Raw genomic sequence first — 13,652 nt, 5'->3', positions numbered from 1 at the left:
TGCCCCGGGGATCCCGGTGGTGCTTTTCGTTCCCGGCCGCCGGCGCCTTCCACCGGATTCCGTTTCCGGATTCCGGAGCGGCCGGGACGGGCGGCTCAGCCCTCCTGTGCGGGAGTGTCGCGCTGGTCGTCCTTGGTGTAGGTCAGCCGCTCCACCTGGCCCGGCTGGAAGACGTCCTTGATCTCCTTGCCGTTCACGAACAGCTTGACCGCACCGGCGTCGCCGAGGACCAGGTCCACGGCCTCCTTGTCGGTGAAGGTCTTGGAGTCGCCCTGTTCGAGCATGCCGTCGAACAGCAGCCGGCCGTTGGCGTCCTTCGCGGAGATCCAGCTCTGGCCCTCCACCGCCGACAGCACGACCGTGACCATGTCCTTGGGGGCGGCGGCAATGGCGCTGTCCGAGGGCTCGGGGCGGGGCTGCTGGGGCTTCGGGGCCGCCGGCTTGACCGGCGCGGGCTGCTTGGGCGCCGGCTGCGGGGAGACGGATCCCTCCGCCACCGGCTTCTTCCGGGGCTCGTCCTCGCCGTTGAACATGGTGAAGCCGACGAAGCCGATCACGGCGACGATGGCCGCGACCATGGCGGCGGTCCAGTTCGGCCGCTGCCGCTCGGGCCGGATCCGCTCCGCCTCGAACAGGGGTGCGGCCGGGGTGGGGGCGGGACGGCCGCCGTGGTCGGCGTCGTAGCGCTCGACCAGAGGTTCCGGATCGATGCCGACGGCGCGTGCGAGCGTACGGATGTGGCCGCGTGCGTAGACGTCGCCACCGCAGCGGGAGAAGTCGTCCTCCTCGATCGCGTGCACGATCGGGATGCGGACGCGAGTCGTTCCGCTGACCTCGTCGACGGTGAGGCCGGCACGGATGCGGGCCTTCTTCAGGACACGCCCGATCGAGGGCCGGTCGTCGTTCGAAGGCCGGTCTTCTTCGGGAGAGTTGGAGTTGCCGATGGACACGAGGGCGCCTTTCGAGCGTGTAGCCACCTGCTGGACGTCCAGTCTAGGGGGGTGACGAAAGGGGGGAGCAACCGGAGGGCGGCCTCTGTACGCCATCGGTATGGCTCTGTGTCCGGATGAGCCCGGACGAGCCGGATGGCGGTCCAGCTCCGCCCCTTCCCTCAACTTGACGCACGCCCGGGGGAAACGGTTTCCCCCCGATATCGAACGGGTGAGACTCAGGGACCTTCGCCGCGGATGACCGCCAGCACCCCGTCCAGCTCGTCCGGTTTGACCAGCACGTCCCGCGCCTTGGAGCCCTCGCTGGGGCCGACGACCCCCCGGGACTCCATGAGGTCCATCAGCCGGCCGGCCTTGGCGAAACCCACCCGCAGCTTGCGCTGGAGCATCGAGGTGGACCCGAACTGGGTGGAGACCACCAGTTCGGCCGCCTGGCACAGCAGGTCCAGGTCGTCGCCGATCTCCTCGTCGATCTCCTTCTTCTGCTTCTGGCCGACCGTCACGTCCTCGCGGAAGACCGGGGCCATCTGGTCCTTGCAGTGCTGCACCACGGCCGCCACCTCGTCCTCGGTGACGAAGGCGCCCTGGAGCCGGACCGGCTTGTTGGCCCCCATCGGCAGGAAGAGCCCGTCGCCCTTGCCGATCAGCTTCTCCGCCCCCGGCTGGTCGAGGATGACCCGGCTGTCGGCCAGGGAGGAGGTGGCGAAGGCGAGCCGCGAGGGCACGTTCGCCTTGATCAGGCCGGTGACCACGTCCACCGAGGGCCGCTGGGTGGCCAGCACCAGGTGGATGCCCGCAGCGCGGGCCAGCTGGGTGATGCGGACGATGGCGTCCTCGACGTCGCGCGGCGCGACCATCATCAGGTCGGCCAGCTCGTCCACGATCACCAGCAGGTACGGGTACGGCTGGAGCTCCCGCTCGCTGCCCGGGGGCAGCGTGACCTTGCCCTCGCGGATGGCCTTGTTGAAGTCGTCGATGTGCCGGAAGCCGAAGGCCGCCAGGTCGTCGTAGCGCAGGTCCATCTCGCGCACCACCCACTGGAGGGCCTCGGCGGCCCGCTTGGGGTTGGTGATGATCGGGGTGATCAGGTGCGGGATGCCCTCGTACGCGGTCAGTTCCACCCGCTTGGGGTCCACGAGCACCATGCGGACGTCCTCCGGGGTGGCCCGCACCATCACCGAGGTGATGAGGCAGTTGATGCAGGAGGACTTGCCGGAGCCGGTGGCGCCGGCGACCAGCACGTGCGGCATCTTGGCGAGGTTGGCCATCACGTAGCCGCCCTCGACGTCCTTGCCGAGCGCCACGAGCATCGGGTGGTCGTCGTCCCCGTCCGCCAGGCGCAGTACGTCGCCCAGGTTGACCATCTCGCGGTCGGTGTTGGGGATCTCGATGCCCACGGCCGACTTGCCGGGGATCGGGCTGATGATCCGGACGTCCGGGCTGGCCACGGCGTAGGCGATGTTCTTGGTGAGCGCGGTGATCCGCTCCACCTTCACGGCGGGGCCGAGCTCCACCTCGTACCGGGTGACCGTCGGGCCGCGGGTGAAACCGGTGACGGCCGCGTCCACCTTGAACTCGGAGAACACGTTCGTCAGCGAGGCGACCACCGCGTCGTTGGCGGCGCTGCGCGTCTTGCCCGGGCCGCCCCGCTCCAGCAGGTCGAGCGAGGGCAGCGCGTACGTGATGTCCCCGCGCAGCTGGAGCTGCTCGGCGCGCGGCGGCAGCGGTCCGGAGCTCTCCGGCGGCGCCTTGGTGAGGTCCGGTACGACGACGGGCGCGGGCGGGGCCGGGGGCGGGGGCGGGACCACGGGCACGGCGGGGACGCCGACGGGAGCGGGCGGGCCGGCCACGGGCCCGGCCGGGGCGGGCACCGGGGTGGTGGTCTCGACCGGGGGCTGTGCGGTGACCCCCTGGGTCAGGTCGGCGACCAGGGGCGAGGGGGGCAGCCCGCCGAGCACGGCCCCGTCGAGGGCCGCGGCGGCGGCCGCGGCCACGTCCACCGCGTCCAGCGGCCGGTCCAGCGGCTGCCGGTCCGCCGGGCGGCGCGGCCGGCGGCGACGCCTGTCGAGCGCCGCCTCCTCGGCCAGGTCCACGGGGTCCACCGGTCCGGCCGGCCGGCGGGTGCGGGCCTGCCACTGCTCGGGGTCGTGCTCCCTCCCCGTGTCCGTGCCGTACGGGTCGTCCACGTCCGGGGCCACGATCCCGAGCCGCACCCCGAGCTGGCGCAGCCGCTGCGGGATCGCGTTGACCGGGGTGGCGGTGACCACCAGGAGGCCGAACAGGGTGAGCAGCACGAGCATGGGCACCGCGAGCGGCGCTCCCATGGTGAAGATCAGCGGCTGGGAGGCGGCCCAGCCCACCAGCCCGCCGGCGTCCCGCATGGCCTCGGTCCCGGCGTCCCGGCCGGGGGCGCCGCAAGCGATATGGACCTGTCCGAGCACGCCGACGATCAGGGCGGTCAGGCCGATGCCGATCCGCCCGTTGGCGTCGGTCTGCTCGGGGTGGCGGATGAACCGCACGGCCATGAAGCCGAACAGCAGCGGCACCAGCAGGTCGAGCCGGCCGAAGGCGCCGGTGACGAGCATGGTGACCAGCTCGCCGACGGGTCCGCGCAGGTTCGACCAGGTGCCCGCGGCGATGATCAGTGCGAGGGCGAGGAGCAGCAGCCCCACCCCGTCCTTGCGGTGGGCGGGGTCCAGGTTCCGGGCTCCGCGCCCCATGCCGCGGAACACGGCTCCCACCGCGTGGGCGGCGCCGAGCCAGACCGCGCGCACCAGCCGGACCACGCCTCCGGTGGGGGAGGGCGCCGGCTTCGGGGCGGCCTTCTTCGCGGGCGGGCGCTTTGCGGGCGCGGCCGCCTTCTTCGCGGGGGGCTTGCGCGCGGGCGCGGCCTTCTTCGCCGCCGGGGTCGCACGACCGGAGCGGGCCTTTGCGGTGCCCCCACTGCTCTGGGAACCCTTGCCGGAGGTACGTGAGGCCATGGGGGCGAGGTTACCGGTGCTTGCGGCGGCGGACACGTGTGCCCACCCCTTCACCCGTTCGTGTCGGGCCGCGCGTCGGCGGTTTGACGTACGGCCAGGCCCGAGGGCCGGGCCTGAGCGTGCGTCAGGTCTGTGCGGGCAGGACCGCGGCGGGGCCGCCCGCGCCCGGCTCCAGGGCATCCAGGGCCCGGCGCAGGCCGGTCAGTTTGCGCTCCAGATGGGCGGCCGTGGCCACGGCCGCCGCGTCCGCGGATTCGTCGTCGAGCTGCTTGGTGAGCGCCTCGGCCTGCTCCTCGACGGCGGCGAGCCGCGCCGAGAGTTCGGCCAGCAGCCCCGCGGACTCCTTGGTGCCGTTGCCCGGCTGACCGCCCTCCAGCTGGAGCCTCAGCAGGGCCGCCTGCTCCCGCAGTTGGCAGTTCTTCATGTAGAGGTCGACGAACACCGAGACCTTGGCCCGCAGCACCCACGGGTCGAAGGGCTTGGAAATGTAGTCCACCGCGCCCGCCGCGTACCCGCGGAAGGTGTGGTGGGGGCCGTGGTTGATGGCCGTGAGGAAGATGATCGGGATGTCCCGGGTCCGCTCACGCCGCTTGATGTGTGCCGCGGTCTCGAACCCGTCCATGCCCGGCATCTGCACGTCGAGCAGGATGACCGCGAAGTCGTCCGTCAACAGCGCTTTGAGCGCTTCCTCCCCCGACGACGCCCGGACCAGTGTCTGATCGAGCGCAGAGAGGATGGCCTCCAGCGCCAGCAGATTCTCCGGTCGGTCGTCGACCAGGAGGATCTTGGCTTTCTGCACCATGCCCTGTCCTCCTCGCCCCGGTGTGGGGCCTCCCCGACACGCAGAGCCCGCCCGTCCTTGTGCCGGTCATGGTAGCCCCACTCCCGAGATCGCCACACCCTGTCACCGAGATGTCACTGTGCTCGTAGCAGGAACGGCGTGGGAGAGCAGAAGGTTCCCCGTCTCCCAGCCGCCCGCGCCCGCCCCGACACCCAGCGTCAGCAGCCGTCCCCGGCACCCGCCCCGGCGGTCACTTCCCGCGCATCCACTGCTCCATGACGGTCAGGAGGTAGTCGGGATCGACCGGCTTGGTCACATAGTCGGAAGCGCCGGAGTCGATCGCCTTCTCCCGGTCCCCCTTCATCGCCTTCGCCGTCAGCGCGATGATCGGCAGCCCGGCGAACTGCGGCATCCGCCGGATCGCCGCGGTCGTCGCATACCCGTCCATCTCCGGCATCATGATGTCCATCAGGACGACCGTGACGTTGTCGTGCTGCTCCAGGACCTCGATGCCCTCCCGCCCGTTCTCCGCGTACAGCACCGCCAGCCCGTGCTGCTCCAGCACGCTGGTGAGCGCGAAGACGTTGCGTACGTCGTCGTCCACGATGAGCACCTTCTCGCCGTGGAAGTCGTACGTCCGCGGGGCCACCGGCTGCTCCTCCGGAACGCTCCCCCACAGTTCCTCACCGGCGGGCACCCCGTGCGGCTGCCCGGGCAGCGCCGCGGGCTGCCGCTCCGGGTCGCCCAGCCCCAGCCCCAGCGCCTTGCGGCGCCGCCGGAACAGCGTCGGACTGCCCGTCTGCCCGGCCGAGGGCTGGACCGCGCTGCCGGGCGCCGGGTGCGGGAAGGCGGTCTGCGCCGGCGGCAGCGCCGCGGCGGGCGCGGGCTCGGCCGGCGGCAGCTCGGCCGCCGGCATCCGCCGCGACAGGTCCGCCCGGCCGCCCGGAGCGGGCTGCGCGTAGCCCTGCGGGGGCAGCTCGCTCGGGTGCAGCGGCAGGTAGAGGGTGAAGGTGGAGCCCCGGCCGAGCTCGCTGGCCGCGTGGATCTCCCCGCCGAGCAGCCGGGCGATCTCCCGGCTGATGGACAGGCCCAGCCCGGTGCCCCCGTACTTGCGGCTGGTGGTGCCGTCGGCCTGCTTGAACGCCTCGAAGATCACCAGCATCTTCCCGGCCGCGATGCCGATCCCGGTGTCCGTGACCGAGAAGGCGATCAGGTCCCCGTCCGCCTCCTGCAGCGAGCCCGCCTCCAGCAGCTGCTGCCGGATCGCCACCGGCACGTCCGCCCCGGCCGGGCGGATCACCAGCTCCACCGCCCCACTGTCGGTGAACTTCACCGCGTTCGACAGCAGGTTGCGCAGCACCTGGAGCAGCCGCTGCTCGTCCGTGTGCAGGGTGGCCGGCAGCTCGGGCGAGACCCGCACCGAGAAGTCCAGCCCCTTCTCCGCCGTCAGCGGGCGGAAGGTGGCTTCCACGTAGTCCACCAGCTGCACCAGCGCGATCCGGGTGGGACTGACGTCCATCTTCCCGGCCTCCACCTTCGACAGGTCGAGGATGTCGTTGATCAGCTGGAGCAGGTCGGAACCCGCCCCGTGGATGGTCTCGGCGAACTCCACCTGCTTCGGGGAGAGGTTCCCGTCCGCGTTGTCGGCGAGCAGCTTGGCCAGGATCAGCAGCGAGTTGAGCGGGGTGCGCAGCTCGTGCGACATGTTCGCCAGGAACTCGGACTTGTAGCGCATGGAGACGGCGAGCTGCTCGGCCCGCTCCTCCAGCACCTGCCGGGCCTCCTCGATCTCGGTGTTCTTCACCTCGATGTCGCGGTTCTGCTGGGCCAGCAGCTCGGCCTTCTCCTCCAGTTCCGCGTTCGCGGCCTGCAGCGCCTTCTGCCGGTTCTCCAGCTCGTCCGAGCGCTCCCGCAGCTGCTCGGTCATCTCCTGGGACTGCTTGAGCAGCACCTCGGTCTTGGAGTTGACGCTGATGGTGTTGACGCTCGTGCCGATCATCTCGGCGATCTGGCTGAGGAAGTCCTTCTGGATCTGGGTGAACGGCTGGAAGGACGCCAGCTCGATCACCCCGAGCACCGTCCCCTCGAAGAGCACCGGCAGCACGATCACGTGCGCCGGCGGGGCCTCCCCGAGTCCGGAGGAGATCTTCAGGTAGCCGGGCGGGGTGTTCTCGACGAGGATGGTCCGCTTCTCCTCCGCGACCGTCCCGATCAGCCCCTCCCCCGGCCGGAAGACGGTCGGCATCGCACTGCCCGCGTACGCGTAACTGCCCCGCATCCGCAGCTCGTACGGGCCGCCCGCGCCGAGCTCGGCCCCGAGGTCGTCGGCCCCGCCGGTGGGCTGCGCCAGGTAGAACGCCCCGTGCTGCGCGGACACCACCGGGGTCAGCTCGCTCATGATGAGCCCGGCCACGTCGTCCAGCTCCCGGCGGCCCTGCATCAGGCCGCCGATCCGGGCCAGGTTGCCCTTGAGCCAGTCCTGCTCCTTGTTGGCCAGGGTGGTGTCGCGCAGGTTGACGATCATCGTGTTGATGTTGTCCTGGAGGACCTGGATCTCGCCCGCCGCGTCCACGTCCACCTTGAGGCTCAGGTCCCCGCGGGTCACCGCGGTCGCCACGGCCGCGATCGCACGGACCTGCCGGGTCAGGTTCCCGGCCATCTCGTTCACGGACTCCGTCAGGTCCCGCCAGGTGCCGTCCACGTCCCGGACCCGGGCCTGGCCGCCGAGGATGCCCTCGGTGCCCACCTCGCGGGCCACCCGGGTCACCTGCTCGGCGAACGAGGACAGCTGGTCCACCATCGTGTTGATGGTGGTCTTGAGCTCCAGGATCTCCCCGCGCGCGTCGATGTCGATCTTCTTGGTCATGTCGCCCTTGGCGATGGCGGTGGTGACCATGGCGATCTGGCGGACCTGGCCGGTCAGGTTGGAGGCCATGCTGTTCACGGACTCCGTGAGGTCCTTCCACGTACCGGAGACCCCGGGCACGTGCGCCTGACCGCCCAGCCGGCCCTCGGTGCCCACCTCGCGGGCCACCCGGGTCACCTCGTCCGCGAACGAGGACAGGGTGGTCACCATCGTGTTCACGGTGTCCGCGAGCTGGGCGACCTCGCCGCGCGCCTCCACCGTGACCTTCTTGGTCAGATCGCCGTTGGCGACCGCGGCCGAGACCTGCGAGATGTTGCGCACCTGCACCGTCAGGTTGTTGGCCATCAGGTTGACGTTGTCGCTGAGGTCCTTCCAGATGCCGGTGACCCCGCGCACCCGGGCCTGGCCGCCGAGGATGCCCTCGGTGCCCACCTCGCGGGCCACCCGGGTCACCTGCTCGGCGAACGAGGACAGCTGGTCCACCATCGTGTTGACGGTCGTGACCAGTTCGAGGATCTCGCCCTTCGCGTCGACCGTGATCTTCTTCGACAGGTCGCCCATGGCCACCGCCGTCGTGACCTCGGCGATGTTGCGCACCTGCGAGGTCAGGTTGTTCGCCATGAAGTTGACGGACTGGGTGAGGTCCTTCCAGGTGCCGGAGACCCCCTTCACCTCCGCCTGGCCGCCGAGGATGCCCTCCGTGCCCACCTCGCGGGCCACCCGGGTCACCTGCTCGGCGAACGAGGACAGCTGGTCCACCATCGTGTTGAGGGTGTTCTTCAGCTCCAGGATCTCCCCGCGGGCGTCCACGTCGATCTTCTGCGACAGGTCGCCCCGCGCCACCGCCGTCGCCACCTGCGCGATGTTGCGCACCTGCGAGGTCAGGTTCCCGGCCATGCCGTTCACCGAGTCCGTGAGGTCCCGCCACACGCCGGCCACGCCCGGCACCTGGGCCTGCCCGCCGAGCCGGCCCTCCGTACCCACGTCCCGGGCCACCCGGGTCACCTGCTCGGCGAAGGCGGAGAGCTGGTCCACCATCGTGTTGATGGTGTTCTTCAGCTCCAGGATCTCCCCGCGGGCGTCCACGTCGATCTTCTGCGACAGGTCGCCCCGCGCCACCGCGGTCGTGACCTGCGCGATCTGGCGCACCTGCGAGGTCAGGTTCCCCGCCATGAAGTTGACGGAGTCCGTCAGCTCCTTCCAGGTGCCGGAGACGCCCTCCACCCGGGCCTGCCCGCCGAGCCGGCCCTCGGTGCCCACGTCCCGGGCCATGCGGGTCACCTGGTCCGCGAACGAGGACAGCTGGTCCACCATCGTGTTCACGGTGTTCTTCAGCTGGAGCATCTCGCCGGACACATCCACGGTGACCTTCTGCGACAGGTCGCCGTTGGCCACCGCGGTGGTCACCTGAGCGATGTTGCGCACCTGCCCCGTCAGGTTCCGGAACGCGGTGTTCACCGAGTCGGTGAGGTCCTTCCACGTACCCGCCGCACCCGGCACCTGCGCCTGGCCGCCGAGTTCGCCCTCCACACCGACCTCGCGGGCCACCCGCGTCACCTCGGCGCCGAAGGACTGGAGCTGGTCCACCATCGTGTTGACGGTGTTCTTCAGCTCCAGCATCTCGCCGGCCACGTCGACCGTGACCTTCTGCGACAGGTCGCCGTTGGCCACCGCGGTGGTCACCTGAGCGATGTCCCGCACCTGCGTGGTCAGGTTCCGGAAGACCGTGTTCACCGAGTCGGTGAGGTCCTTCCACGTACCCGCCGCACCCGGCACCTGCGCCTGGCCGCCGAGCAGGCCCTTCGCGCCCACCTCGCTCGCCACGCGGGTGACCTCGTCCGCGAAGGTCCGCAGGGTCTCCGTCATCTGATTGATCGTTTCGGCCAGCTGCGCCACCTCGCCGCGCGCGCTCACCGTCACCTTCTGCGACAGGTCTCCGTTGGCCACGGCCGTCGTGACCTGCGCGATCCCCCGCACCTGGGCGGTCAGGTTCCCCGCCATCGTGTTGACGGAGTCCGTCAGGTCCTTCCACACGCCCGCGACCCCCGGCACCTGCGCCTGGCCGCCGAGTTCGCCCTCCGTACCCACCTCCCGGGCCACGCGCGTGACCTCGGAGGAGAACGAGGACAGCTGGTCCACCATCGTGTTCACGGTGTTCTTCAGCTGGAGCATCTCGCCGGCCACGTGCACCGTGACCTTGCGCGACAGGTCGCCCTTGGCCACCGCCGTCGTCACCAGGGCGATGTCCCGCACCTGCGCGGTGAGCCGGTACGCCATCGTGTTGACGGAGTCCGTCAGGTCCTTCCAGGAGCCCGACATGCCCCGGACCTGCGCCTGGCCGCCGAGCTTGCCCTCGGTGCCGACCTCCAGAGCGACCCGCGTCACCTCGTCGGTGAACGCCGACAGCTGGTCCACGAGGTTGTTGACCGTACGCCCGACCTTCAGGAACTCCCCGCGCAGCGGGTGTCCGAGCCCGTCGGGCGACTGGGTCCGCAGGTCCATCCGCTGGTCGAGGTCGCCCTCGGCGACCGCCGACAGCACCCGGCCGACCTCCGAGACCGGCCGGGCCAGATCGTCGACCAGCGCGTTCGACGCGTCGATCGCGGCCGCCCAGGACCCCTCGCAGGCCCCGGTCTCCAGCCGCTCGCTCAGCTTGCCCTCGCGGCCCACCGTCCGCCGGACCCGGGAGAGTTCCCCGGTCAGGTGCAGGTTCCGGTCGGCGACCTCGTTGTAGACCGCGGCGATCTCCGCCATCAGCCCGTCGCCCGAAACGGTCAGCCGCTTGCGGAAGTTCCCGTCCCGCATCGACACCAGTGCCGTCAGCAACCGGTTCAGGGCGGCGGTGTCCACTTCCGTGGTCCCGTTCCGCCGGGACCGCCCGCCCTTCGCACGCGTACTGGTACGCCGCGCCGCCACGCCAGACTCCACCGTGTCCCTCCCGAAAGGGTCGACCGCTCTGCCCGGGCTCTTCAGCCAAGCCTTCCCAGTGTTTCACCCTGGCCGAACCAGGCCATAACACTTCGGCACCTTCGTACAACGACCCGGCCCCCTGGGGGGAATCCCGTCGGAGCACACCCGTACCGACCGCGAAGGTAAGTAACCTGGCATCCGACTGTCCAACCGCTCCGGTCCGCCCGGCAGGGGCGGGGGTGCACACATCGGCGCAGACACACCGGGCACCGGAGGGGTGGTCCGATGCCGGAGCCGGGCCCTGCAACACGATCGGGGAGTCCTGTGATCACGGCCCGGGCGGCTGCCTGCTTCGAACCGGTTCCGCGCTCCGTCGCCGCCGCCCGCGCGTTCGTCCGCGACACCCTCCAGGGGTGGGGCTTCGCCGACATCGTCGACGACGCCGTCGTCCTGACCAGCGAACTCGTCACCAATGCGGTGATCCACGCCGGCACCAGCGCGGACGTCCTCGTCCTGCGCTCCGCCGACGAAAGCATCCGCGTCGAGGTCGCCGACCGCTACCCCGAGCGCGAGGTCCCCCTCCAGCACCCCGAGCGCGGCCTCCCCGCACCCGACCAGGAGAGCGGCCGCGGCCTCATGCTCTGCTCCGCCCTGGCCACCCGCTGGGGCGTGGACTACGCACCGACCCGCAAGCACGTCTGGTTCCAGCTGGACCTGCCGGCCCGTCCCGTCGGCACCCGGTACGCCGGGCCCGCCCTCCCCGACCAGCAGCTCCCCGTCGCGGACAGCAGGGTCCGGGTCGCCGTCCTCCAGATCGCCACCGACGGCACCGTCACCACCTGGAACGAGGACGCGGAGCACCTGTTCGGCTACCCGGCGGCCAAGGTGGCCGGCCGGCCCCTCGGGGAGCTCGCCGCCTGGCCGCACACCCCCGGCACCGGCACCGGCCTCGCCGAGGCCCTCGCGCTCTCCCGCTGGGAGGGCAGCTACGGCATCCGCTGCTCCGACGGCCGCGTGATCCCCGTCTACGCCTCCCACCTGCGCGTACGGGATGCCCAGGGCGCCGCCTCCACCGTCTGCCTGCTCGTCCACGAGCACGAACGCGCCGTCCTCCAGACCCCGGCCCGCACCCAGACCGCCGCGGAACCCGGCCAGCACGCCGAGACCCGCACCGCCGACCCCTTCGAGGTGTTCATCGGCTCCCCGGCCCCGGACGACCTCGACAGCCTGCTCCAGCGCACCGTGGAACGGGCCCGCGACATGCTCGACGCGGACGCCGCCTTCCTCCTCCTCGCCACCGACGACGAGACGGAGCTGGAGGTCCGGGCCACCACCGGGCTGCCCTCCACCCGCCAGCGCTTCGCCCGCGTCCCCGTCGAAGCCGGCACCGGCCGCTACGGCTCGGCGCGCATGCCCGCGGTCCACGACGACCTCGGCGCGGTCCCCGGAGCGGTCCCCCTGCTCGGCGGCACCGGCATGCGCTCGGTGGTCACCGTCCCCCTGAAGGTGGAGGGCCGGCTCACCGGCTCCCTGGGGGTCGCCACCGAAGCCCCGGGCCGCTACTCCAACGAGGAGGCCCTGCGCCTCCAGTTCGCCGCCGACCGCATCGCGCTCGCCGTGGAGTCCGCCCGCCTGGGCGAACTGGAGCGCCTGCGCCGCGGCTCCCTGTCCTTCCTCGTCGAGGCCTCCGACCTCCTGGCCGGCACCCTCGACCGGGACCAGACCCTGGCCCTGATGGCCCAGATGACCGTCCCCACCCTCGCCACCTGGTGTGCCGTCTACACGATCGCGGACCCGGCCTCCGACCCGCACCTCGCGTACGTGCTCCACGAGGACGAGGACCGGATCGACGGCCTGAAGGCCCTCCTGACCCGGATCAGCCCGCCCGAGCCGGTGAACACCCCCGGCGCCCGCCCGTGGCCCGCCCCCGCCGAGGCCGCACACCAGGCCGCCCTGCGGACCTCCATGCGGGCCCTCGACCACGGCGCCCACGAGGGCCCCACGGGCCGCACCCCCGGCCTCGGCTCCATCCTGGCGACGGCCGCGGCCGTGGGCGGCGAGACCGTCGTCCTGCCCCTGATGGCCCGGAACCGGGTCATCGGCATGCTCACCCTCGGCAAGCCCACGGACGAGCACTTCCGCCAGGAGATCGTCGAGCTGGCCGAGGACCTCTCCCGCCGCGCCGCGCTCGCCCTGGACAACGCACGCCTCTACTCGGAGCGCATGGCGATCAGCCGGTCCCTCCAGCGCAGCCTGCTGCCGCCCAGCGCCCCGGCCATCCCGGGCGTCGAGGTGGAGGTCATCTACCGGGCCGCCGGCGAGGGCAACGAGGTCGGCGGCGACTTCTACGACGTCTTCCCCATCCGCGACGGCGCGTACGGCTTCGCCATCGGCGACGTCTGCGGCACGGGCCCCGAGGCCGCGGCCGTCACCGGCCTGGCCCGGCACGCCCTGCGCCTCCTGGCCCGCGAGGGCTTCGGCGGCCCGGCGGTCCTGGAGCGGCTGAACGCGGCCATCCTCGACGAGGGCACCCGCAGCCGCTTCCTCACCCTCCTGTACGGCGAGCTCCGCCCCCGCCAGGACGGCGGCGCCCACCTCAAGCTGGTGTGCGCCGGCCACCCGCTGCCGCTGCGCCTGCGCCCCGACGGCCGGGTGGAACCGGCCGCGGAACCGCAGCCGCTGCTCGGTGTCATGGAGGACCTCGACCTGTACGAGGAGAACGTGACGCTCGATCCGGGGGACGTCCTGCTGTGCGTCACGGACGGGGTCACCGAACGCCGGGAAGGCAGCCGCATGCTGGGCGACGACGGCCTCACAGACGTCCTGACCACCTGTACGGGGCTCACCGCGGGAGCGGTGGCCGCCCGGGTGCTCCGCGCGGTGGAACGGTTCGCAGCCGAGCCCGCCTCGGACGACATGGCCATCCTGGCCTTCCGGATTCCGGAGCCCCGCAGGGCCGACTGAGTGACCGGTCCTCGGCCGGTCCCGCCGCCTGCGCAGCGGGACCCGGCCGAGGACCGTACCGGAAACGCAAAAAGGCCCCCGCCAGATGGCGGGGGCCTTTTCCTTGGAGCCCTTTAACGGAATCGAACCGTTGACCTTCTCCTTACCATGGAGACGCTCTACCGACTGAGCTAAAAGGGCGGGTTGTTCGGCGGCGTCCT

The 13,652-nt window shown here is 71.6% G+C and carries 5 protein-coding genes and 1 tRNA gene; 1 reads left to right on the top strand and 5 read right to left on the bottom strand.

What is annotated here, in order from left to right:
- Positions 1 to 95 precede the first annotated feature (95 nt).
- From ACZ407_RS14230 to ACZ407_RS14215, 4 genes are all read right to left on the bottom strand, one after another.
- The gene (locus ACZ407_RS14230; RefSeq protein ID WP_468128341.1) at positions 96 to 950 is read right to left on the bottom strand and encodes a helix-turn-helix domain-containing protein; all 855 of its coding nucleotides are present in this window, start codon (positions 948 to 950) and stop codon (positions 96 to 98) included.
- A 218-nt stretch (positions 951 to 1,168) separates the two neighbouring features.
- Positions 1,169 to 3,931 carry a DNA translocase FtsK gene (locus ACZ407_RS14225; protein ID WP_468128340.1) on the bottom strand — a complete coding sequence of 921 codons (2,763 nt, stop codon included), beginning with the start codon at positions 3,929 to 3,931 and terminating at the stop codon, positions 1,169 to 1,171.
- A 124-nt stretch (positions 3,932 to 4,055) separates the two neighbouring features.
- The gene (locus ACZ407_RS14220) at positions 4,056 to 4,733 is read right to left on the bottom strand and encodes a response regulator (RefSeq protein WP_468128339.1); all 678 of its coding nucleotides are present in this window, start codon (positions 4,731 to 4,733) and stop codon (positions 4,056 to 4,058) included.
- 229 nt (positions 4,734 to 4,962) lie between these two features.
- Positions 4,963 to 10,506, bottom strand: coding sequence for a HAMP domain-containing protein (locus ACZ407_RS14215; RefSeq protein WP_468128338.1), 5,544 nt, complete (start codon positions 10,504 to 10,506; stop codon positions 4,963 to 4,965).
- A 267-nt stretch (positions 10,507 to 10,773) separates the two neighbouring features.
- On the opposite strand from ACZ407_RS14215, the gene ACZ407_RS14210 reads away from it, so the two are divergent.
- On the top strand, positions 10,774 to 13,452 hold the full coding sequence (locus ACZ407_RS14210) for a SpoIIE family protein phosphatase (protein ID WP_468128337.1): 2,679 nt from the start codon (positions 10,774 to 10,776) through the stop codon (positions 13,450 to 13,452).
- A 104-nt stretch (positions 13,453 to 13,556) separates the two neighbouring features.
- Here ACZ407_RS14210 and ACZ407_RS14205 read toward each other — a convergent pair.
- Positions 13,557 to 13,632 (bottom strand) — tRNA-Thr (locus ACZ407_RS14205).
- Between the last annotated feature and the right edge of the window lie 20 nt (positions 13,633 to 13,652).

The organism is Streptomyces sp. NPDC030809, assembly GCF_055572195.1.
The sequence above is the reverse complement of the archived record's forward strand: the minus strand, read 5'-3'. Positions and strand labels throughout refer to the sequence as shown.